The 21781-nt window shown below is 70.9% G+C and carries 18 protein-coding genes and 1 pseudogene; 12 read left to right on the top strand and 7 right to left on the bottom strand.

All coding sequences use genetic code 11. The features are described from left to right. Positions 1-7: 7 nt before the first annotated feature. A complete protein-coding gene (locus tag SSPS47_RS17300; protein WP_239065285.1) occupies positions 8-1249 on the bottom strand; it encodes an MFS transporter in 1242 nt (413 codons plus the stop codon). Positions 1250-1359: 110 nt separating this feature from the next. After that, positions 1360-2037 (bottom strand): GntR family transcriptional regulator, encoded by a 678-nt coding sequence (locus SSPS47_RS17295; protein ID WP_164251887.1) that lies wholly within the window; start codon positions 2035-2037, stop codon positions 1360-1362. 276 nt (positions 2038-2313) lie between these two features. Here SSPS47_RS17295 and SSPS47_RS17290 point away from each other — a divergent pair, with 276 nt between their 5' ends. Together SSPS47_RS17290 and SSPS47_RS17285 are read left to right on the top strand one after the other, a co-directional pair. Then, a complete protein-coding gene (locus SSPS47_RS17290; RefSeq protein WP_147873555.1) occupies positions 2314-3213 on the top strand; it encodes a serine hydrolase in 900 nt (299 codons plus the stop codon). A gap of 156 nt (positions 3214-3369) precedes the next feature. Next, positions 3370-4188, top strand: a complete 819-nt coding sequence (locus SSPS47_RS17285) for an RNA methyltransferase (RefSeq protein WP_164251886.1) — start codon at positions 3370-3372, stop codon at positions 4186-4188. Between the two features lie 233 nt (positions 4189-4421). Here SSPS47_RS17285 and SSPS47_RS35460 read toward each other — a convergent pair. From SSPS47_RS35460 to pdhA, 4 genes and pseudogenes are all read right to left on the bottom strand, one after another. Beyond that, positions 4422-4777 (bottom strand): annotated as a pseudogene (locus SSPS47_RS35460) (protein-L-isoaspartate(D-aspartate) O-methyltransferase); the annotation flags it as partial. A 274-nt stretch (positions 4778-5051) separates the two neighbouring features. Then, positions 5052-6482, bottom strand: a complete 1431-nt coding sequence (locus SSPS47_RS17275) for a dihydrolipoamide acetyltransferase family protein (RefSeq protein ID WP_164251884.1) — start codon at positions 6480-6482, stop codon at positions 5052-5054. 14 nt (positions 6483-6496) lie between these two features. Then, on the bottom strand, positions 6497-7477 hold the full coding sequence (locus SSPS47_RS17270; RefSeq protein WP_164251883.1) for an alpha-ketoacid dehydrogenase subunit beta: 981 nt from the start codon (positions 7475-7477) through the stop codon (positions 6497-6499). A gap of 2 nt (positions 7478-7479) precedes the next feature. Next, positions 7480-8670, bottom strand: coding sequence for a pyruvate dehydrogenase (acetyl-transferring) E1 component subunit alpha (gene pdhA / locus SSPS47_RS17265; protein ID WP_147873315.1), 1191 nt, complete (start codon positions 8668-8670; stop codon positions 7480-7482). 326 nt (positions 8671-8996) lie between these two features. Between pdhA and SSPS47_RS17260 the strand changes: the two genes are divergently transcribed. From SSPS47_RS17260 to SSPS47_RS17250, 3 genes are all read left to right on the top strand, one after another. Next, positions 8997-9656, top strand: coding sequence for a response regulator transcription factor (locus tag SSPS47_RS17260; protein WP_164251882.1), 660 nt, complete (start codon positions 8997-8999; stop codon positions 9654-9656). 163 nt (positions 9657-9819) lie between these two features. Continuing rightward, on the top strand, positions 9820-10272 hold the full coding sequence (locus SSPS47_RS17255) for a pyridoxamine 5'-phosphate oxidase family protein (protein ID WP_164251881.1): 453 nt from the start codon (positions 9820-9822) through the stop codon (positions 10270-10272). Positions 10273-10317: 45 nt separating this feature from the next. Next, positions 10318-11439, top strand: coding sequence for a phosphotransferase (locus SSPS47_RS17250; RefSeq protein WP_164251880.1), 1122 nt, complete (start codon positions 10318-10320; stop codon positions 11437-11439). A gap of 21 nt (positions 11440-11460) precedes the next feature. On the opposite strand, the gene SSPS47_RS17245 is transcribed toward SSPS47_RS17250, so the two are convergent. Then, positions 11461-13059 carry a protein kinase gene (locus SSPS47_RS17245; protein WP_164251879.1) on the bottom strand — a complete coding sequence of 533 codons (1599 nt, stop codon included), beginning with the start codon at positions 13057-13059 and terminating at the stop codon, positions 11461-11463. 396 nt (positions 13060-13455) lie between these two features. On the opposite strand from SSPS47_RS17245, the gene SSPS47_RS17240 reads away from it, so the two are divergent. The 7 genes from SSPS47_RS17240 to SSPS47_RS17210 all read left to right on the top strand — a co-directional run bounded on the left by SSPS47_RS17240 (position 13456) and on the right by SSPS47_RS17210 (position 21720). Continuing rightward, the gene (locus SSPS47_RS17240; RefSeq protein ID WP_164251878.1) at positions 13456-15075 is read left to right on the top strand and encodes a protein kinase; all 1620 of its coding nucleotides are present in this window, start codon (positions 13456-13458) and stop codon (positions 15073-15075) included. A gap of 68 nt (positions 15076-15143) precedes the next feature. Then, complete coding sequence (locus SSPS47_RS17235) at positions 15144-15611, top strand: hypothetical protein (RefSeq protein WP_164251877.1); 468 nt, start codon at positions 15144-15146, stop codon at positions 15609-15611. A 170-nt stretch (positions 15612-15781) separates the two neighbouring features. Continuing rightward, positions 15782-16444: a hypothetical protein gene (locus tag SSPS47_RS17230; protein WP_239065284.1), complete on the top strand. Its 663-nt coding sequence runs from the start codon at positions 15782-15784 to the stop codon at positions 16442-16444. Positions 16445-16602: 158 nt separating this feature from the next. Then, the gene (locus SSPS47_RS17225; protein ID WP_164251875.1) at positions 16603-17268 is read left to right on the top strand and encodes a PadR family transcriptional regulator; all 666 of its coding nucleotides are present in this window, start codon (positions 16603-16605) and stop codon (positions 17266-17268) included. 82 nt (positions 17269-17350) lie between these two features. Beyond that, complete coding sequence (locus tag SSPS47_RS17220) at positions 17351-18094, top strand: ABC transporter ATP-binding protein (protein WP_164251874.1); 744 nt, start codon at positions 17351-17353, stop codon at positions 18092-18094. Further along, complete coding sequence (locus tag SSPS47_RS17215; protein ID WP_164251873.1) at positions 18091-21054, top strand: ABC transporter permease; 2964 nt, start codon at positions 18091-18093, stop codon at positions 21052-21054. The genes SSPS47_RS17220 and SSPS47_RS17215 overlap by 4 nt, the downstream gene beginning before the upstream one ends. Before the next feature lie 111 nt (positions 21055-21165). Further along, the gene (locus SSPS47_RS17210) at positions 21166-21720 is read left to right on the top strand and encodes a bacterial proteasome activator family protein (RefSeq protein ID WP_164251872.1); all 555 of its coding nucleotides are present in this window, start codon (positions 21166-21168) and stop codon (positions 21718-21720) included. Positions 21721-21781: the final 61 nt, after the last annotated feature.

Raw genomic sequence — 21781 nt, 5'->3', positions numbered from 1 at the left:
TCGGCGCTCAGGCGGGTACGTGCACGGCCTCCACCCGGCTCGCCACCAGCCGTTCGCGCTCCCGCCGCGCCGTGCGCGCCCTCAGCCGCAGGATCTGTACGATCCCGAGCGCTTCGAGGACGAAGACGGAGGAGAACGCGACGCGGTAGTTGCCGCCGGTCGCGTCGAGCAGCACGCCGACCGCGAACAGCGTCGTCATCGAGGCCACGAAACCGCCCATGTTGACGATGCCGGAAGCGGTGCCCTGACGGGCCGGCGGGTTCGCCGGCCGCGCGAAGTCGAAGCCGATCATCGAGGCGGGCCCGCACGCGCCGAGGACGACGCAGAGCGTGATCAGCAGCCACATCGGCGCGTGGGGGCCGGGGTGGGCGAGCGTCGACGCCCACACGAGCGCGGTCACGACGACCGTGCCGAGGGCCAGCGGGGCCCTCGCGGCGTGGTGGCGGGCGATGATCTGCCCGTAGACGAGCCCGATCACCATGTTGACGAGGACGATCAGGGTGAGCAGATCGCCCGCCGTGGCCCGGGACTGCCCCTGGGCCTCGACGAGGAACGGCAGGCCCCACAGCAGCAGGAACACCATGGCGGGGAACTGGGTGGTGAAGTGCACCCAGAGCCCCAGCCGGGTGCCGGGCTCCCGCCACGACTCGGCTATCTGCCTGCGTACATAGCTCGCGCCGGCGTGCTCGGACGGCGGCGGTTCATGGCCCTCGGGGTGGTCCTTGAGGAAGAACAGCATCAGTAGGAGGACGACGACACCGGCCATCGAACTGCCGACGAACGTCGTGGTCCAGCCGAGGTCGCTCAGCAGCCGGGCGATGACGAGCGTGGAGACCAGATTGCCCGCCATCCCGAACAGCCCGGTGAACTGGGCTATCAGCGGCCCCTGGCGGGCCGGGAACCAGTGGGCGCCCAGACGCAGTACGGCGATGAAGGTCATCGCGTCGCCGCAGCCGAGCAGCGCACGGGCGGCGAGCGCCATGCCGTAGCTGGGGGCGAGGGCGAAACCGAGCTGGCCGACGGTGAAGAGCGTCACGCCGATGGTGAGGACCCTGCGGGTGCCGAGCCGGTCGACCATGAGGCCGACGGGTATCTGCATCCCGGCGTAGACGAGGAGCTGGAGGATCGAGAACGTGGAGAGGGCGGAGGCGTTGACGTCGAAGCGGTCGGCGGCGTCGAGCCCGGCGACGCCGAGGCTCGTACGGAAGATGACGGCGACGAAGTAGACGGCGACACCGACACTCCACACGGCGACGGCGCGCCGGCCGCCGGGCGGGTCACCGGGGAGCGAGAGGACGGGGCCACGCCCCGACGGTCCGGAGGGTCCGGGAGGACCGGGGGGTCCCGAGGGTCCCGTACTCACCTGGCCTCACCCCGGATGAGCACCTTGACGCGGCTGACATGGGCGCGCACGCACCGCGCGGCGGCCTCCGCGTCACCGGCCCGGATGGCTTCGAGCAGTTCGGCGTGCTCGGTGATGCTCGTCCGTACGCGCTCGGGGTGCGCCTCCAGGACGGCGACGCCCATCCTCAACTGCCGGTCCCTGAGCTGGTCGTAGAGCTTCGACAGGATCTCGTTGCCCGCGTTGCGCACGATCTCGGCGTGGAAGCAGCGGTCGGTGACGGCCACGGCGGCGAGGTCCCCCTCGTCGGCGAGCCGGCGCTGCTCCTCCAGCAGCTCCTCCAGGCGCGCGACGAGCCGCGCGGAGGCGGGGACGGCCCTGCGGGCGGTGAACTCCTCGACCAGCAGGCGCGTTTCGACGACATCGGCGATCTCCTGCGCGGAGACGGCGAGGACGAGGGCGCCCTTCTTGGGATAGAGCTTGATCAGCCCCTCGACCTCCAGCTTGAGCAGCGCCTCGCGCACGGGGGTGCGTGACACCCCGACGGCCTCGGCGAGTTCCCCCTCCGTGAGGAGGGTCCCGCCCTGGTAGTGCCGGTCGAGAACACCCTGCTTGATGTGGCTGTAGACGCGGTCGGCGGCGGGAGGCTGTTTCACGGGGGCGACAGGGGAGGAGGCGGCGGGCGCGGCAGGCATGTGCACAGCTTAGATACAACAGGCATACGACGGGGGTCCCGTCCACATCGCGGAACAACATGAAGCGACGCCGAACAACAATTTTCTTGGGCGTGTCGTGCATCCCTCCGGACGGTTCGCGCGTCTTTCAGTGGACTCCTCATTTTTGCGAGACGGAGTCCACTACACGTCAAACCAACGCATTTGCGACATCGGAGCGTTCCTTTGATAACCAGTCTTCCGGGCGTGCGCAGAAACGTGCGTAGAACCGCCGTGGTCGCCCTCACCGCCGGCGCCATGCTGACGGGCACGGCCCTGGTCGCCCCGACGACCATGGCGGCCGAGTCCGCGCCGACGGCTGCCGCCGCTCTGCCGACGCTCTCGGCCAAGGGTGCCTTCCTGCTGGACGACACCACCGGCGCCAAGCGGTACGGCAAGAACGCGGACATCCGCCGCCAGATGGCGAGCACCACCAAGATCATGACCGCGGCCGTCGTGCTCAACACCAAGGGCATCGACCTCAACCGCCAGGTCACGATCAAGCAGACGTACCGCGACTACGTCGTCCGCGAGGGCGCGAGCACCGCGGACCTCCGCACCGGCGACAAAGTCACGATCCGCCAGCTCCTCTACGGCCTGATGCTCCCGTCCGGCTGCGACGCGGCGTACGCCCTCGCGGACGCGATCGGCACCGGCTCCACGGTCGCGGCGCGCACGAAGTCGTTCATCTCGAAGATGAACGCCAAGGCGACCGAACTGGGCCTGAAGAACACCAAGTTCGACTCCTTCGACGGCATCTCGCAGGCCGGCGACAACTACACGACCCCGCGCGACCTGGCGACGATCGCCGACTACGCGATGAACAGCTCCACGCTGCGTACGGTCGTCAAGGCCACGAGCTACAAGACCACGGCGACGACCAGCACGGGCGGCACCCGCACCTACACCTGGTACAACACGAACCAGCTGCTCGGCTCGTACTCGGGCGCGTTCGGCGTCAAGACCGGCACCGGCACGGCCGCCGGGCCCTGCCTGATCTTCGCCGCCACCCGTAACGGCAAGACGCACATCGGCGTCATCCTGAACGGCACGGACCGCTACACCGACGCGGCGAAGCTGCTCGACTACTACTCCGGCGCGTCCGCGGCGAAGACGATGAAGCTCCGCCAGCTCCCGGCTGGTGCCGAGCGCGACTGACCCCCCTGCGGGATGCGGTAAGGGGCGCGGCCACCACGTGGTGGCCGCGCCTTTTGCGTCCGGGGTGCGGTTGCCGGGCGTCCCCGTCCACGGACCGTGCCCAGCGCCCCCTGTAGCCTTCCCCGGTCAGGGATCGCAGCGCGACAAGGAGGACGGGTGGCCGGTCAGCGGATCACGACCCGCAACGCCCGCTTCCAGCAGTGGCACGCGCTGCTCGCCAACCGCAACAAGCGCAAGCGCCAGGGAGAGTTCCTCGTCCAGGGCGTGCGGCCCATCACGATGGCCGTCGAGCACGGATGGAACGTGCGCGCCCTGCTGTACGACGCGAGCCGCCCCCTCTCGCGGTGGGCCGAGGAGTTGCTGCGCGGGATCACGACGGACCGTGTCGCGATGGCCCCCGAACTCCTCGCCGAACTGGGCGAACGCACCGACGGCGCGCCCGAGGTCCTGGCAGTGGTCGAGATGCGGCCGGACGACCTGAGCCGGATTCCCGTCCATGACGACTTCCTGGGCGTGCTGTTCGACCGTCCCACCCAGCCCGGCAACATCGGCAGCATCATCCGCTCCGCCGACGCCTTCGGCGCGGACGGGCTGATCGTCACCGGCCACGCGGCGGACGTCTACGACCCCAAGGCCGTACGCGCCACCACCGGCTCCCTGTTCGCACTCCCGGTCGTCCGCAGCCCGTCGCACCACGAGGTGGCGAAGTGGCTGGCGGAGGAGCGTGCGGCAGGACGACCGGTCGCGGTCGTCGGCACGGACGAGCGCGGTGAGGCCGACGTCGACCGATTCGACCTCACCCAGCCGGTGTTGCTGCTCATCGGCAACGAGACGACCGGACTGAGCACGGGCTGGCGCGAGTTGTGCGACCACGTGCTGAGTATCCCGATGTCGGGCTCGGCAAGCTCCCTGAACGCCTCGAACGCGGCGACGGTGACCCTGTACGAAGCAGCCCGCCAACGCCGCGGGGCCTGAACGCCCCCCGGCTACTCCGCGACCGATCGGGGACGTGCCACCAGGTTCGACGGGGTGTCCAGCCAGGGGGTCTGGCCGCCGTGAGGGGTCACCGTCAGGCCGAAGCGGGTCAGGGGCGGGCGGCCGTGGGATTCCCACCACCCATGGGCCGCCGTGATCTCGTCCCAGAGGCGGCGGGTGCCCCACTGGCATACCGCGTCCGGCGCGTCCCACGCCTCGTAAGGTCGGGCCGCCAGCAGGGCACTTGTCCAGCCCGTGCCCGTACCGATGTCGAGGACTCGCGCGCCGTTGACGACATCGAGATGCCTGAGCATCGAGGCCACCAGCGAAGGCTGGGAGGCGGAGGACGTGGGGACGCCGGGGCCGTCGTGGGCGCCGTCGTCCAGTTGCGTGACGACCACCTCGTCCGCGTCGACCAGCGCCCACCACGTCTCGGGCTCGGCACCCGGGTGATGCGCCGGTGGCCGGTCGGGGATTCCTCGTCCGGCGCCCATACGGCCTCCGGCACGAACTCCGCACGCGGGGCGCGCTCGAACGCACCCCTCCATCCCTCTGCCGGCGCGCCGGGCGCGGTCAGACGGGCCGGCAACCGCGCGTAGCCCTCGGTCACTTCTTCGGCGGAGCGGGCCTGGTCCACCGACCGTCCGACTCCTTCGGTGTCTGCTTCCGGTCCCCCTCTGTTCCACCCTTGCCGTCACCGTGCTCGCCCATGAGCGTCTCCCCCCGTTCTCCGACCGGCCCGACTGCGGTCGGTCACTGAATCAGGCATACCCGCTTCGCTCCGTGACCAGCAGGGGCGTACGGAAGCGGAAGGGTCGCAACTCCGCGCGGAGTTGCGACCCTTCCGGTCGTCGCGTGAGCCATCAGCCCCAGGTGATCAGCCTCTTCGGCTGTTCCAGCACCGCCGCGACGTCCGCCAGCACCTTGGAGCCCAGTTCGCCGTCGACCAGCCGGTGGTCGAACGACAGCGCCAGCGTGGTGACCTGGCGGGGCTTCACCTTGCCCTTGTGGACCCACGGCTGGAGCTTGATCGCGCCGACCGCCAGGATCGCCGACTCGCCCGGGTTGAGGATCGGCGTGCCCGTGTCGACGCCGAAGACGCCGACGTTCGTGATGGTCACCGTGCCGCCCTGCATGGCCGCCGGGGTCGTCTTGCCCTCGCGCGCCGTGGCCACCAGCTCACTCAGCGACTGGGCGAGTTGGGGCAGGGTCTGGTCGTGCGCGTCCTTGATGTTCGGGACGAGCAGACCGCGCGGGGTCGCCGCCGCGATGCCCAGGTTGACGTAGTGCTTGAGCACGATCTCCTGGGCGGCCTCGTCCCAGGTCGCGTTGACCTCGGGGTGGCGCTTGATGGCCACCAGGAGCGCCTTCGCGATGAGCAGCAGCGGGTTGACCCGTACACCCGCCATGTCCTTGTCGGACTTGAGCTCATCGACCAGCTTCATCGTGCGCGTGACGTCGACCGTCACGAACTCCGTGACGTGCGGCGCGGTGAACGCGCTGCCCACCATCGCCGCCGCCGTCGCCTTCCGTACGCCCTTGACGGGGATACGGGTCTCCCGGCCGCCGGCCACCGCGACAGGCGGGGCAGGGGCCACGGCCGCCGGAGCGGTCGCGGGCTCTTCCGGCGCCTCGGGAACGGCGGGGGCCGCCGTCGCCGCGTGCACGTCCTCGCGCGTGATGATCCCGTCCGGACCCGTCGGCGTGATCGTCGCCAGGTCCACCCCCAGGTCCTTGGCGAGCTTGCGCACCGGCGGCTTGGCCAGCGGGCGCGTCAGCGCCTCGGCGACCGGCGCCGGCGCCGCGTGGCCGTTCATCTCCGCCTGGATCGCCGCACCCGCCAGGGCCGCCGCGCCCTGCCCGGGGACCGCGGCCCCCCTGCGCGGACGCCGCTTCGTGGACGACTCCGAGACGCCGTAACCGACGAGCACCGGCTGGCGCCCCTTCGGCTCGGCGGCGTCGTCGGCCCCGCCGACCGGCTCCGCGGGAGCGGCGGCAGGAGCGACGGGAGCCGCGGCCGGGGCGTCGCTCCCCGGCGCCACGTCCACCGTGATGATCGACGCGCCGACGTCGACGGTCGTGCCCTCGTCGAAGCGCAGCGCGTGCACCACCCCGTCGTAGGGGATGGGCAGTTCGACGGCCGCCTTCGCCGTCTCGACCTCGCACACCACCTGGCCGTCGACGACGGTGTCGCCCGGCTGTACGTACCACTTGAGGATCTCGGCCTCGGTGAGCCCTTCGCCCACGTCGGGCATCTTGAACTCTCGATAGCGAGCAGAAGTGTCAGCAGTCATGGTCACGGCACTCCTCAGTACCCGAGCGAGCGGTCGACGGCGTCGAGTACCCGGTCCAGGCCCGGAAGATACTCCTCCTCCAGGCGCGCCGGCGGATACGGGGCGTGGAATCCGCCCACCCTCAGCACCGGAGCCTCCAGGTGGTAGAAGGAGCGCTCCGTGATCCGGGCGGCGATCTCCGCGCCGGAGCCGTAGAACACCGGCGCCTCGTGGACCACGACCAGCCTGCCCGTCTTCTCCACCGACGCCTGGATCGTGTCGAAGTCGATCGGGGACATCGAGCGGAGATCGAGCACCTCCACCGACTTGCCCTCCTCGGCCGCGGCCGCCGCCGCCTCCAGACAGACCTTCACCATCGGGCCGTACGCCGCGAGCGTGAGGTCCGTGCCGGTACGGCTGACCCGCGCCTTGTGCAGCGGGCCCGGGATGGCCTCCGTGTCGACCTCGCTCTTGTCCCAGTAGCGCCGCTTGGGCTCGAAGAAGATGACCGGGTCGTCGCTCTGGATGGCCTGCTGCATCATCCAGTAGGCGTCCGCCGACGTGGACGGGGAGACGATCTTCAACCCCGCCACGTGCGCGAACAGCGCCTCGGGCGACTCCGAGTGGTGCTCGACCGCGCCGATGCCGCCGCCGTACGGGATGCGGACGACGACCGGCATCTTGACCTTGCCGAGCGCGCGGGCGTGCATCTTCGCGAGCTGCGTGACGATCTGGTCGTACGCGGGGAAGACGAAGCCGTCGAACTGGATCTCCACGACCGGCCGGTAGCCGCGCAGCGCGAGGCCGATCGCCGTACCGACGATGCCCGACTCGGCGAGCGGGGTGTCGATGACCCGGTCCTCGCCGAAGTCCTTCTGCAGACCGTCGGTGACCCGGAAGACACCGCCGAGCTTGCCGACGTCCTCGCCCATGATCAGGACCTTGGGGTCGGTGTCGAGGGCGACGCGCAGCGATTCGTTGATCGCCTTCGCGAGGGGAAGCTTCTGTACGGCCATGGCTACTTGCCCTCCTCAGCGGCGCCCGCGCCGTCGGCGAACGACGCCTGATACGCCGCGAACTGCGCCCGCTCCTCGTCCACCAGCGCGTGCCCGTCCGCGTAGACATGGTCGAAGATCGCCATGTGGTCCGGGTCGGGCATCGCCCGTACCGCCTCACGCACCCGCCTGCCGAGCGCCTCGCTCTCCTCCTCCAGGGCGGTGAAGAACGCCTCGTCGGCGGCCGACTCCCGCTCCAGATACGCGCGCAGCCGCAGGATCGGGTCCTTCGCCTCCCACGCCTCGCGCTCCTCGTCCGCCCGGTACTTCGTCGGGTCGTCGGACGTGGTGTGCGCGCCCATGCGGTAGGTGAACGCCTCGACGAGCATCGGCCCCTGGCCGGTGCGGGCGCGCTCCAGCGCGGCGCGTGTCACGGCCAGACAGGCCAGTACGTCGTTGCCGTCGACCCGGACGCCGGGGAAGCCGAAGCCCTGCGCGCGCTGGTAGAGCGGCACGCGCATCTGCTTCTCGGTCGGCTCCGAGATGGCCCACTGGTTGTTCTGGCAGAAGAACACCACCGGCGCGTTGTAGACCGCCGAGAAGGTGAACGACTCGGCGACATCGCCCTGGCTGGAGGCGCCGTCGCCGAAGTAGGCGATGACGGCCGAGTCCGCGCCGTCCTTGGCCACGCCCATCGCGTAGCCGGTGGCGTGCAGCGTCTGCGAGCCGATGACGATCGTGTACAGGTGGAAGTTGTTGGTCTTCGGGTCCCAGCCGCCGTGGTTCACACCGCGGAACATCCCGAGCAGGTTCGTCGGGTCGACGCCGCGGCACCAGGCGACGCCGTGCTCCCGGTAGGTCGGGAAGACGTAGTCGTCGTCGCGCAGCGCGCGTCCGGAGCCGATCTGGGCGGCCTCCTGGCCGAGCAGCGAGGCCCACAGGCCCAGCTCGCCCTGGCGCTGGAGGGACGTGGCCTCGGCGTCGAAACGACGCGTCAGGACCATGTCGCGGTACAGCCCGCGCAGGGATTCGGGGGTGATGTCGGCTACGTAGCCGTCGTACTCGTCGTTCTTGACGCGTTCGCCCTCGGGCGTCAGCAGCTGTACGAGCTGGGGCTCGGAAGCCTTCGGCTGCGGCGCCGTCTTGGCGCCGGCGCGCTTGGTGCCGCTGCTACGTCGCGGCTTTCGCGCGGCGGCAGTGCTCTCCACGGTCACGTGCGTGCTCCTCCGTCGGTCCGGTCCCCGGGATCCGCCGGGAACCAGTGCGGCTCGCCTGCTTCCGGACGCGTGCACGGGGTGGGTGCGACTCGACCGGGACAGGCGTGACAGGTGCCCCGGCGAGCGCCCTGTCACAGGCACGTTACCCAGTGGGTCGCATTCCTGCGAAACCCCTACTGACCTGCGATTTTACTTGGATTTCCAAGTAAACCGAGCAGGTCGGGGAACAATCACTGGTCACAGCCTTGCAGGCCGCCGGAACAACGGCACGTTATCCCGGCCGCCCACGACGGGGATAGGGGGAAGTGTGTTTGACTGATCCTGTGCCTGAAAAGGGAAAAATCACCGTATTTCTTCTGGACGACCACGAGGTGGTCCGGCGGGGCGTCCATGAACTGCTCGCCGTCGAGGAGGACATCGAGGTCGTGGGCGAGGCGGGTACCGCCGCCGACGCGCTGACCAGGATCCCGGCGACCCGGCCCGATGTGGCGGTGCTGGACGTACGGCTGCCGGACGGCAGCGGCGTGGAGGTCTGCCGCGAGATCCGCTCAAAGGACGAGAGCATCAAGTGCCTGATGCTCACCTCTTTCTCCGACGACGAGGCGCTGTTCGACGCGATCATGGCAGGTGCCTCCGGTTACGTGCTCAAGGCGATCCGGGGCGACGAACTGCTCACCGCCGTACGGGACGTGGCCGCCGGCCGGTCACTGCTGGACCCGGTCGCGACGGCGCGGGTGCTCCAGCGGCTCCGCGAGGGCAACACCCCCAAGGGTGACGACAGGCTCGCCGGCCTCACCGAACAGGAACGCAGGATCCTGGATCTCATCGGCGAGGGCATGACCAACCGGGCGATCGGCGAGCGGCTGAACCTCGCCGAGAAGACGATCAAGAACTACGTGTCCAGTCTGCTGTCCAAGCTGGGGATGGAGCGGCGGTCGCAGGCCGCCGCCTACGTGGCGAGAATCCAGGCCGAGCAGCGCTGAGATTCGGCCGACCGGTGCTGAAATCCTGCTGAGCGGCTCCGAAACCTGTCGAAAGGCCCGACCCCGACCGGCTTTTCCAAGGATCCGCTGAGGACGAAGGTCCTTGCCGATCCGGGGCGGGCTCCTCTGTTTCGTGGACGATCGGTGACAGAGAGTGGACAGCATGTCCACCGATGATCTGCGCGCGATCGAGCTGCTCACCCGGGTCCGGTACGGGCGGGTCGCCACGAGCATGCGGGCGATGCCGTTCGTGGCCCCCGCCCGGCACATCGTCGCGGACGACCGCGTCGTCCTGCGGATGCACCGCGGGATGGGCTACCACCAGGCGTGCAGCGGCAGCGTCGTCGCGTACGGCGCCGACAACTTCCACTCGGGCGGGCCCGACCTCTGGGCGGTCCAGTTCACCGGCACCGCGAACATGGTCAGGCCGACGGAGGACCAGCTGGAGCTGTTCGGACCGGGTCCGCACCACGTGGACGGTGAACCGTTCGAGCCGGTCTACATGCGTCTGACGCCGCAGTTCGCGACCGTGCACATCCTCGAATACGGGACCGAGCCGGCCGCGGCCGCGAGCGAGGCCGCGAACGGACGGCGACATAACAGCCACGCTGCGTGATCTATCATTTGAAGGGTGCCGCGCTCATATGCAATGACAGCGACGATGCCCTCTGTCGCGACCGACCCGCCCCTGATCGATCCCTCCTTCGGCTGCCTGCCCCTCGGTGAACTGCTCCGACGCTACGACCATGTCGGCGAGCCCATGGCCTGCCGGCCCCTCGCCCAGGGGCTGCTGAACCGTGGCTACCGGCTCACCACCACCCACGGCACCTACTTCCTCAAGCACCACCTCGACGGCGACCGCGAGTCCATCGCCCGCCAGCACCGCGTCACCCGGCGGCTCCAGGCCCTGGGTGTACCCGTCGTACCGCCCGTCCGGGACACCGAGGGCGGCACCGTCGCCGTCGTCGGCGGGCACTGCTACGCCCTGCACCCCTGGGTCGACGGCCGGCACCGCACCGGCGCCCATCTGACACCCGCCGCCTCGTGGCAGCTCGGCTCGCTCCTCGGCGTCGTACACACCTGTCTGGAGCAGGTCATGAAGCCGGTGGCGGACCGCCTCGGCCACGGAGGCACACGCGACGGCACGCGCCTCGGCGCACGCATCGGCGCGCAAGGCAGCCCGCACGACGCGGCCGGTGACGGCGTCTACGCCAGCGCGGTCCCCGCCGACACCTTCGCGCTCATCGACGAGTTACTGGCCCTCGCCCGCGGGCGCACCCCGGGCGACGGCTTCGACTCGCTCGCCGAACACCGGCTGCTGGAACGCCGCACGCTGCTGGAGCTCAACGCGCACCACCAGCCGCCCCCGGGCGCCGAGACGGCCACGGGGTGGGTGCACGGCGACTTCCACCCGCTGAACGTGCTCTACCGGGGCACGGACCCCGCCGCGATCGTCGACTGGGACCGGCTGGCCGTCCAGCCCCGCGCCGAGGAGGCGGTCCGGGCGGCGGCGATCTTCTTCGTACGGCCGTCGGGAGAGCTGGACCTGGTGAAGGTGCGGGCGTACGCGCGGGCGTACCGGCTGACGACCGGGGCGGACCCCCGCGAACTGGCCGCCGCCGTGCACCGGGTGTGGTGGGAGCGGCTCAACGACTTCTGGATACTGCGCTGGCGCTACCAGTTGAACGACCGAAGGGCCGACCCGCAGTTCCCTGCGGTGTCGGCCCTGGCGGTCTGGTGGACGCGGAGGTACGAGGAGGTGCGCGAGGCGTTCGCGGGGTGACCCGCGACCCGTCGTGGGTGCCTACCCCCCGATCACGCCCTCGGGGTCGCCGCCACCGGGATCACCGGCGGCTCCGCCGCCCGGCGTTCCCGTGGCGCCCTCGTTGGTGCCGCCCTCGGCCGCGCCGCCGTCCGCCGTCCCCGTGTCCGGGGGCGAGGACGGGTCGCCGGTCGGGCCCTCGTCGTCGCCCTCCGTCGTCCCCTCGTCGTCGCCGGGGTCCGGTGACGACGGGGTGTCCGACGGGCTGTCCGACGGGGTCGGCTCATCGGTCGGGGTGTCGTCCGGCGGGTACTCCGGCTGCTGGTTGCCGCCCGTCGAGTCGTCCGTGTCCTCGGAGGGAGTGGAGTCCTCCTCCGTCTTCGACGGCTTGTCGGTCGGCTCGCCGGTCCGGCTCTGCTCGGTCTTCGGGTCCTGCTTGTTGTCGTCGCCCGTGCCGCCCATGTTCTGTACGGCGTACGCGGCGCCGAGGACGATCGCGACGACCGCGAGCAGGGCGAACAGCCACATCTTGCCGCGGCCCCCGCCCCCGTTGCCGTGGTGACCGCCGTCGTAACCGCCGTCGTTCGGATTCTGCGGCGGCAGCAGCGGGCGCTGCGCGGTGTCGCCGTGCGGCGGGTGGCCGAGCGCTGTCGTCGCGGCGACGCCCATCGCCGGGGTGCTGCCGCCCTCGTGCATGTCGACGGGGCCCGTGTTCCACGTGCCCGTGTGGCTGCCCTGCTGCTGGAGCATCTGCATGCCGTACTGGACGAGGCCGCGCATCTCCTCGGCGCTCTGGAACCGGTCGTCCGGGTCCTTCGCGAGGGAGCGCATGACCAGCCCGTCCAGCTCCGGCGGCACGACGTCCGAGACCTCGGACGGCGGGACGGGGATGTCCTGGACGTGCTGGTACACGACGGAGAGCGGTGTCTCACCGGTGAACGGCGGCCGCAGCGACAGGAGTTCGTAGAGCAGACAGCCCGTCGCGTACAGGTCGGAGCGGTGGTCGACGGCCTTGCCCAGCGCCTGCTCGGGGGAGAGGTACTGCGGCGTGCCCATGACCATGCCGGTCTGGGTCATCGTCGACTGCGCGCCGTGCAGGGCACGCGCGATGCCGAAGTCCATGACCTTGACCGCGCCGCCGTCCGTGATGATCACGTTCGCGGGCTTGATGTCGCGGTGCACGATGCCGTGCTGGTGCGAGTAGGCGAGGGCCTCGAGGACACCGGAGACGATGATCAGCGCCTGCTCCGGCGGCGGCGCCTCGGCGTTGAGCAGCAGATCGCGGATCGTGCGGCCCTCGACGAGCTCCATGACGATGTACGGAACGGTCTGGCCGCCCACGACATCCTCACCGGAGTCGTACACCGCCACCACGGCATGGTGGTTCAGCCCGGCCACCGACTGGGCCTCGCGGGTGAAGCGGGCCTTGGAGACCGGGTCCTCGGCGAGGTCGGACCGCAGCAGCTTGACGGCCACGGTACGGCCGAGCCGGACGTCCTCCGCCGCGTACACCTCCGCCATACCGCCCCGGCCGAGGCGGTACGTCATCCGGTAGCGGCCGTCTCCGACCAGCCCGCCGACGCCCCATGAGTCAGCGGCATCAGGCACTCCGCCGCCGCCTGCTTCGGGTTCGGGTGCCATCAGTCCTCGCCGTCGTTTCTGTCCGCGTGCCGCCCGCGTGCGCGGGGACGCGGTGGTACCTGGGATGGATGAAGAAGCGCTCGCAGGAGTCGGGGTGATTCCTGCGGTGGTGCTGTGCCGGTCACGCTACAGCCTCGGTGCGACACGCCAATTGGAGATGGACCGGCCATCAAACCCGCTACAGCTCCGGCCGCGCAAATTCCATGCTTTTCCTGTAACGCTTCCGAGACGCTTGTTGTGCGTAGGGTCACGGAACGGGCACCTGGCTTGACGTGTCACTGCCCTGCGGCAGACTTGGCCGTAAATACGGGATCACGGGATCACCGGATCGCGTGAGTACGGATCAGCGCGAAGCACTGGATCACCGCGTCGCCGCGCCGAGGGGGAAGCACAGTCATGAGCCACGACGGCGCACAGGGCCGCTACGCGGGCGGTTCGGTCGCAGGCGGCAGGTACCAGCTTCGTGACCTGCTCGGCGAGGGCGGCATGGCGTCCGTCTACCTCGCGTACGACGCGGCGCTCGACCGGCAGGTCGCCATCAAGACGCTCCACACCGAGCTCGGCCGTGAGCAGTCCTTCCGCGAGCGCTTCCGGCGTGAGGCCCAGGCCGTCGCGAAGCTGTCGCACACGAACATCGTCTCGGTCTTCGACACGGGTGAGGACGAGCTGGACGGCTCGCTCATGCCGTACATCGTCATGGAGTACGTGGAGGGGCAGCCGCTCGGCTCCGCGCTCCAGTCGGACATCCAGAGTTACGGCGCGATGCCGGCCGACCGCGCGCTGAAGGTGACGGCGGACGTGCTGGCCGCGCTGGAGACCAGCCACGAGATGGGACTGGTCCACCGCGACATCAAGCCCGGCAACGTGATGATGACCAAGCGCGGCGTCGTCAAGGTGATGGACTTCGGCATCGCGCGGGCCATGCAGTCCGGCGTCACGTCGATGACGCAGACCGGCATGGTCGTCGGCACACCGCAGTACCTCTCTCCCGAGCAGGCGCTGGGGCGCGGCGTCGACGCCCGCTCCGACCTGTACTCGGTCGGCATCATGCTCTTCCAACTGCTGACGGGCCGGCTGCCCTTCGAGGCGGACTCGCCGCTGGCGATCGCGTACGCGCATGTGCAGGAGGAGCCCGTCGCGCCCTCCTCCATCAACCGGTCCATCACTCCCGCGATGGACGCGCTCGTGGCGCGGGCGTTGAAGAAGAACCCGAACGAGCGGTTCCCGAGCGCCGCCGCGATGCGCGACGAGTGCGCGCGGGTCCTCCCGCAGGGGCACACCGGGGCGCCGGTGATCGTGCAGGGCGCCCCGTCGTCGAGCGGCGCGGGTGTGGGCTCGGCGGTCTTCCCGCCGGTGGACCAGGGAACGCCGGCGCCCCAGGGGGGCGTGCAGACGCCCTACCAGCCGGGCGCGTACGGCCCGCCCACCCCGACGCCGATGCAGACGCCGCCTCCTACGTACGGCTACCCGCCGCAGCACAACCAGGGCTACCCGACCCCGGCGCCCACGTACTCGATGTCACCGCAGCAGCAGATGGGTTCGGGGCACGGCGGTCAGGGGGGCCACGGCGGCGGCAACGGCGGCGGCAGGCGGAACCTGCCGGTGATCGTCGGTTCGATCGTGGTGGCGATCGCCGCGATCGGCGGCCTCACCTTCGCGCTCAGCCAGGGCGGCGACGACAAAAAGGACCCGGACGCCAAGCCCACGGGCTCGTCGGTGGCCGGCCACCGGCCGCCGGAGCGCTATCGGACGATTGAGCCGGACAAGTGCTCGGACGCCTCGGAGGACGGGGTGGATCCGACAAAGGTCCAGGCACCCGACCTGCGTTACAAGGACATCCTCTCCGTGAAGGACTGTCTGACAGCCGCGGGCTGGACGTGGGCCGAGGTCAAGGAAGTGGACGACGGCACCCAGGCCGAGGGCATCGTCATCGAGCAGTACCCGCGTCAGGGCGCGGCTGTCCTGCCCAAGGACCAGGAATTCGAGCTGAAGATCTCCACCGGCAAGGCCGGTTGATCACCCGCCCGGCGCGAACCGCCCGGCGTGACAATAAGCAGTCGGCCGCGCACCCCCTGTGAGCTAGCATGCACACAACAACTCACCACCGGGGGATCACCATGCGCAAAAGACTGTCCAGCCTTGTTGTCGCCGCCGCGGCAGCCGCCGTCATCGTCGTCCCCGCCGCCGCGTCACCGGCGGGCGCGACGGCGAGTGCCGTGGGCGCCTCGTGCAGCGTCACGGGTGCCTCAGGCAGTGGCTCCTGGGTCTTCGCGAGCCGGACCCGGCTCAACAGCGTCGTCCTCAAGATCACGGACACCGCCGCCGACGGCCACCACGTGGCGATCCAGCTGCAGACGGTGCGGGGATCGGGCGCGTCACACCTCTGGATGCTGCATCACGAGTACGGCGGCAAGGGCGCCTCACACACCTGGAACACGACGGCCACCGACTCCCTCGGCATCAAGTACGCCTACATCGAGGCGTTCGTGATGGAGGGCAACGACGTGATCCGGTCCTGCGGCGACAACTCCATCGCCAACCCGTACTACTAAAATCCGAGCCGTCCGGCACACGGATCCGGCCCTCTGTTTCGCGAAGCCCGCCCGGCACACGGTCGCGTGTGCCGGGCATTCGGCCGCCCGGCGCCCGGGCGTCAACCTCGCGCCGAATGACGCAGAGCCGAGATGCCGCTCCTGTCACCGCATGTGACGCTGAGTAGGTGATGTCACGGCTCCACGCACGGCCCCGTTCCTTCCGCGCGCTCATGGTCGTGGTCGCGGTCGCCACCCTGTTGTCGGCCGCGGCCCCCGCGTACGCCGAGGAGCGCGAATCCCCGCGTGCCGCCCCGCCGCCCTCCCCGAGCGCGTCCTCGTCGCTGGCCGGGAATCAGGCCGGGCAGGGGAGGCCGCGGCCGGGGCGGACGACCGCGAGTGCCGGGGCCTCGTCGCCGGGGGCCTTCGCCCCGTCCCTGGACGTACTCCCGACGCTGCCGGAACTGCCGACGCTGCCGAGTGCGAGCGGAGGACTGTCGTCCGGTTCCGCTTCGCCCTCTCCGGACCGTCCCGCGTCCCCGTCCGACGAGCCGGAGAGCGGCGAGAGCAGCGGCGAGGAGAACGACCCGAAGACGGAACACGAGCGTGAGCGGGAGAGCCCGGACGGGGACGAGGGAGATGACGACGAGGCCCCGTCGGACGACTTCGGAGCCCCGACGGACGTGCCCTTCCCGCTCCGTACACCCCCTCGGGACACCAACGCCCAGGAGCGGAACGACCAGGCCCTGCCCCAGCCGGTCGCCCGCGCCGTCCCGGCACTGACCCTCGGTATCGGGATCGCGCTCATGGGGCTCGGCATCGGCTTTCTCGGCCTGCGGCTGCGCCGGCACTGATGACGAGGGCCCGTCCGAGGCCCCGCACACCCCGTCCGAGCTGCGACTTCAAGGCTCCCGTCCATCTCGCGTTGCCCCTACCTCCTCCTTACGACTGACGCGTGAGGTCCCCCTCAGGGCCCTTGCCGTCGAGGCCATACTCGGTATACATACTGAGTATGTCGATCCGCCACGGGCTACTCGCCCTCCTCGAACCCGGACCGCGCTACGGCTCTCAGCTCCGTACGGAGTTCGAGTCCCGCACCGGAGCCACCTGGCCGCTGAACGTCGGCCAGGTCTACACGACCCTCAGCCGTCTGGAGCGCGACGGCATGGTCGTCCAGGACGGTGAGGACGACGCCGGCCACGCGCTCTACGTGATCACGGACGCCGGCCGCGAGGAGCTGCGCAACTGGTTCCGCTCACCGGTCGACCGGCGCAGTCCGCCGCGCGACGAGCTGGCCATCAAACTCGCGATGGCCGTCGGCGCACCCGGGATCGACATCCGGGAGGTGATCCAGTCGCAGCGCCACCACACCGTGCAGGCGATGCAGGACTACACCCGGCTCAAGGCCCAGGCCACCGACGTGTCACCGGACAACCGCGACGACGTGGCGTGGCTGCTCGTCCTCGAACAGCTCATCTTCCAGACCGAGGCCGAGGCGCGCTGGCTCGACCACTGCGAGGCCAGGCTCGTCCGGCTCTCACTCATGGCCGCGCAGCAGGAGAAGCAGCGGGAGAGCGAGCGGGCGGAGCCGGAGGCGAACGCCGAGGGCTCACCGCCGCCGGGGGAGAAGCCGGCACCCGCCCCGCGCGCCGGCCTCGGCCGCTCCGGCCGCCACTGACACCGCGCCGCCGGCGCCCGGCCGCCGGACACCCCACCACCCACACACCTACGCACCAGATCCGCTCTCAAGGGGGACCACCATGCCTGACCAGCAGGCACCGCATCCCGTACTGCAGCTGAAAGACCTGACCCGCGTCCACGGCAGTGGCGCCACCGAGGTCCACGCCCTGCGCGGGATCAACCTCGACGTCTTCCCCGGCGAACTCGTCGCCGTCATGGGCCCGTCCGGCTCCGGCAAGTCCACGCTGCTCACCATCGCCGGCGGCCTCGACACCCCGACATCGGGCCAGGTGATAGTCGAGAACACCGACCTCACCACCGCGAACCGCAAGCAGATCGCCGCCCTGCGCCGCCGCAGCATCGGCTACGTCTTCCAGGACTACAACCTCGTCCCGGCACTCACCGCCGCCGAGAACGTCTCCCTCCCCCGCGAGCTCGACGGCACCTCGGCCCGCAAGGCCCGCGTCGAGGCCGTCGCCGCGCTGCGCGAGATGGACCTCGACCATCTCGCCGACCGCTTCCCGGACGAGATGTCCGGCGGCCAGCAGCAGCGCGTGGCCATCGCCCGCGCGCTCGTCGGCGACCGCCGCCTCGTCCTCGCCGACGAGCCCACCGGCGCCCTCGACTCCGAGACCGGCGAGTCCGTGCTCGCCCTGCTGCGCAGCCGCTGCGACGCGGGCGCGGCCGGCGTCCTGGTCACGCACGAGCCGCGCTTCGCGGCGTGGGCCGACCGCGTGGTGTTCCTCCGGGACGGTGCCGTCGTCGACCAGACGATCCGCAGCCAGGCCGACTCCCTGCTCACGGGCCAGGCGGCCGAGCGGTGAAGACCTGGTACCACTCGTGGCGCGCCGCGATCCGCATAGCCCGCCGGGACGCCTGGCGTTTCAAGGGACGCAGCTTCCTCGTCCTCGCCATGCTCGCCCTGCCGATCCTCGGTGTGAGCGCCGCCGATCTGACCCTGCGCAGCGCCGAGCTGTCGCCCGCCCAGTCACTGGAGCGCGATCTGGGCCGCGCCGACGCCCGGGTCAACGACCCGGGTCTCGGCGGCGTCGCCCTCCTCCAGGACCCCAAGGCCGACAACTACCTGCCGGCAGGGAACTACGACGACAAGCCGTGGCCCGACGGCGACACGGACGTCGAGGCCGCCATCCCCGGAGGCGCCGAGTCGCTCGTCGACGCCGAGGGCAGGGCCAGACTCAAGACGACCCACGGACTGCTCAGCACCCCGATCCGGGAGCTGAAGGCGGCGGACCCGACGGCCGAGGGCATCATGCGCCTCGACCGCGGCCACTTCCCCCGCAAGGCCGACGAGGTCGCCGCGACCAACGCCTTCCTGGAGAGCAGCGGTCTGCGCGTCGGATCCGAGCTGACCGCGCACGGCCTCGACGCCACCTACCGGATCGTCGGCGCCTACGAACTGCCGAACGCTCTGGGCGACGCCCAGGTCAACGCCCTTCCCGGCGCCCTGCTGGCCCCGCTCGACAAGGCGCTGGCCGCCGCCGAGCTGCCCGACACCCAGACGTCGACCACGTATCTGGTCTCCGTGCCCGGCGACGCCGGTTTCACGTGGAACATGGTCAAGGAGTCCAACAAGAAGGGCGTCACGGTCGTCTCGCGCGCCGTCACGCTCAGCCCTCCGCCCGACTCGGACGTGCCGTACTACGAGCAGGAGGGCGCCGCGTTCGGAGGGGGCGGCTCCGACAACGCCACCGAACTCGCCATCCTCAGCACCGTCGTCGGTCTCGCGATGCTGGAGATCTGCCTGCTGGCAGGACCCGCGTTCGCCGTCGGCGCCCGCCGCTCCCGCCGCCAGCTCGGCCTGGTCGGCGCCAACGGCGGCGACCGGCACCACATCAGGGCCATCGTCCTCAGCGGCGGTCTGGTGATCGGCGCGGTGGCCGCCGTGGTCGGCACGGCGCTGGGCATCGGTCTGACCTTCGCCCTCCAGCCCGTGCTGGAGGACTGGCTGGGCAAGCGCTTCGGCGACTTCGACCTGCGCCCGCTGGAGCTGATCGGCATCGCGCTGATCGCGGTCGTGACCGGTCTGCTGGCCGCGATCGTCCCGGCGGTCACCGCCTCCCGGCAGAGCGTCGTGGCCTCTCTCACCGGCCGCCGCGGCGTCCGCAGGAGCAGCAGGGTGCTCCCGGTCCTCGGTCTGACCGCCGTCGTCCTCGGCGCGGGCGTCGCGCTGTACGGGTCGACGGTGTCCGACCAGGTCGCGCTCGTCGGAGGCGGCAGCGCCCTCGCCGAGCTGGGCGTGGTGGCGCTGACGCCCGCCCTGGTGGGCCTCTTCGGACGGATCGGCCGCTGGCTGCCGCTGTCACCGCGGCTCGCGCTGCGCGACGCCGTGCGCAACCGGGGCCGTACGGCTCCGGCGGTGGCGGCGGTGCTCGCGGCCGTCGCCGGCACGGTGGCGGTGGCGACGTACACGTCCAGCTCGGAGGCGCAGGAGCGGGCGGAGTACGAGGCATCCCTGCCGCACGGCGCGGTCGCGATCCTGTCGCCGGAATCCGCGGCCGACGTCCCGTCGATACGCGACGACGTGCAGAAGCTGCTGCCGACGGAGGTGCGGGCCGATGTGGACCGGGTCGTGGTCGGCAAGAGGAACTGCTCGGCGTACGGGGACGGCGACGGCTGCGGACGGTACGAGATCGTCCTGCCCAAGGACCACGAGTGCCCGCTGTGGAGTTACGACGACACCGGTGAGGACCCTGCCTCGAAGTTCTCCAAGGCCGAGCGGCGCAAGCTCGCCACGGACTGGCGCTGCTCCGAGCAGGGAGGCGGCGTCGGCAATGGCGCCGGCGAAATCCTGATCGGTGACGCGAAGCTGCTGAAGGTGCTGAAGATCGACGACCCGGCCGCGGAGAAGGCGCTGGCGAGCGGGCAGGCCGTGTCCTTCCTCAACCGCAACATCAACCCCGCGGGCGCGGACGGCCGGAACGCCGAAGCCGCCGCGAAGGGCGGCGCGCGCGGCGGGGCCGTCCTCACGGATGGCGGCCCGAAGGCCGGCTCGGAGGGCACGATCGACATCCGCGTCATCTCCGCCGCCGACATTGAGGCGGCGGAAGCGGCGAGCATGGAGGGCAAGGAGCCCCCCGGCGCCGTCACCTCGATCCCCGCCCGCCAGATCTCCGCCGGTCAGAACGCGTACGGCGTCACGATGATCGTGCCTCCGGACGCGGCACGGAAGGCGGGCTTCACGACCGTACCGCTGGGTGCCTTCTTCTCGACCGAGCGGCTGCCGAGCGACGCGCAGGAACAGAAGCTCAACAGCGAACTCGCCAAGACCGGCGGCGACATCTGGCTGACCGTGGAGAAGGGCTTCACCCCCGAGAACAGCACCACGCTGCTGGCGCTCGCCGTCTTCGCGGGGCTGATCACGATCGGCGCCGCCGGTATCGCCACCGGGCTCGCCCAGGCGGACGCCGAGGCCGATCTGAGGACGCTCGCCGCCGTCGGGGCACCGCCCAGGGTCCGCAAGGCCCTCAGCGGTTTCCAGTGCGGGGTGGTCGCCGCGATGGGTGTGCTGCTCGGCTCGGCGTCGGGGATCCTGCCCGCCATCGGGCTGCGCTTCACCGAACGCCGCGCGGAGGACCAGATGTACGAGCAGATGCTGGACGCGGGGTGGGCCGGCGGGTCCGAGTCCACGGCGCCGTTCGTGCCCGTGGTGATCCCCTGGGAGACGCTGGGCCTGCTGCTCGTCGTCGTCCCGCTCGGCGCGGCGGTGCTGGCCGCGCTGGTCACCCGCTCGCGGGGCGCGCTGGCCCGCCGGGCGGCGATCTGACGCACGCCGGGACACCGGGCCCGGAGGCCGATCGGGCCCCCGTAGGGGAGTGGACCACTCTCTTACGGGGGCTCACCGCGCATCGGGACACGGGTGCGAGACAATGAGGGTATGGAAATGCCGAGGAACGAACGGTCGCAGGAGAGCAACCCCCATGTCCTCGTGGTGGGGCAGGACGGGATGGCGCTCGGCGGCGGGCAAGGGGACGACGAGCCGCGCGAGATCCCGGTGACGGAGATGGTCGAACAGCCCGCGAAGGTCATGCGTATCGGCAGCATGATCAAGCAGTTGCTCGAAGAAGTGCGGGCGGCTCCTCTGGACGAGGCGAGCCGGGTACGGCTCAAGGAGATCCACGCCGGTTCGGTGAAGGAGCTGGAGGACGGTCTCGCCCCCGAACTCGTGGACGAACTGGAGCGCCTGTCGCTCCCGTTCACCGATGAGGCGATCCCCTCCGAGGCCGAACTGCGCATCGCGCAGGCCCAGTTGGTCGGCTGGCTGGAGGGACTCTTCCACGGGATCCAGACGGCGCTGTTCGCCCAGCAGATGGCGGCGCGTGCGCAGTTGGAGCAGATGCGCCGGGCGCTGCCGCCGGGCGCGTCCCACGAGGGCGACGACGACGAGGACCCGGGCGCGCACGGCGCGATCCGCTCCGGCCCGTATCTCTGATCTCCCCCCGACTGTCGGAAGAGGACGCCGGAGGGGCCGCCGCGGCGGCCCCTCCGGCGTC

This window comes from Streptomyces sp. S4.7 (assembly GCF_010384365.1).
Taxonomy (GTDB): Bacteria; Actinomycetota; Actinomycetes; order Streptomycetales; family Streptomycetaceae; genus Streptomyces.
This window is presented reverse-complemented; position numbering and strand designations above follow the sequence as displayed.

Coding starts and splice junctions, on each gene's coding strand:
- SSPS47_RS17295 (WP_164251887.1), bottom strand. CDS start 2,037: ATGCCTGCCGCGCCCGCCGCCTCCTCCCCTGTCGCCCCCGTGAAACAG.
- SSPS47_RS17290 (WP_147873555.1), top strand. CDS start 2,314: ATGCTGACGGGCACGGCCCTGGTCGCCCCGACGACCATGGCGGCCGAG.
- SSPS47_RS17275 (WP_164251884.1), bottom strand. CDS start 6,482: ATGACTGCTGACACTTCTGCTCGCTATCGAGAGTTCAAGATGCCCGAC.
- SSPS47_RS17270 (WP_164251883.1), bottom strand. CDS start 7,477: ATGGCCGTACAGAAGCTTCCCCTCGCGAAGGCGATCAACGAATCGCTG.
- SSPS47_RS17255 (WP_164251881.1), top strand. CDS start 9,820: ATGTCCACCGATGATCTGCGCGCGATCGAGCTGCTCACCCGGGTCCGG.
- SSPS47_RS17250 (WP_164251880.1), top strand. CDS start 10,318: ATGCCCTCTGTCGCGACCGACCCGCCCCTGATCGATCCCTCCTTCGGC.
- SSPS47_RS17245 (WP_164251879.1), bottom strand. CDS start 13,059: ATGGCACCCGAACCCGAAGCAGGCGGCGGCGGAGTGCCTGATGCCGCT.
- SSPS47_RS17240 (WP_164251878.1), top strand. CDS start 13,456: ATGAGCCACGACGGCGCACAGGGCCGCTACGCGGGCGGTTCGGTCGCA.
- SSPS47_RS17235 (WP_164251877.1), top strand. CDS start 15,144: ATGCACACAACAACTCACCACCGGGGGATCACCATGCGCAAAAGACTG.
- SSPS47_RS17230 (WP_239065284.1), top strand. CDS start 15,782: ATGTCACGGCTCCACGCACGGCCCCGTTCCTTCCGCGCGCTCATGGTC.
- SSPS47_RS17225 (WP_164251875.1), top strand. CDS start 16,603: ATGTCGATCCGCCACGGGCTACTCGCCCTCCTCGAACCCGGACCGCGC.
- SSPS47_RS17220 (WP_164251874.1), top strand. CDS start 17,351: ATGCCTGACCAGCAGGCACCGCATCCCGTACTGCAGCTGAAAGACCTG.
- SSPS47_RS17210 (WP_164251872.1), top strand. CDS start 21,166: ATGGAAATGCCGAGGAACGAACGGTCGCAGGAGAGCAACCCCCATGTC.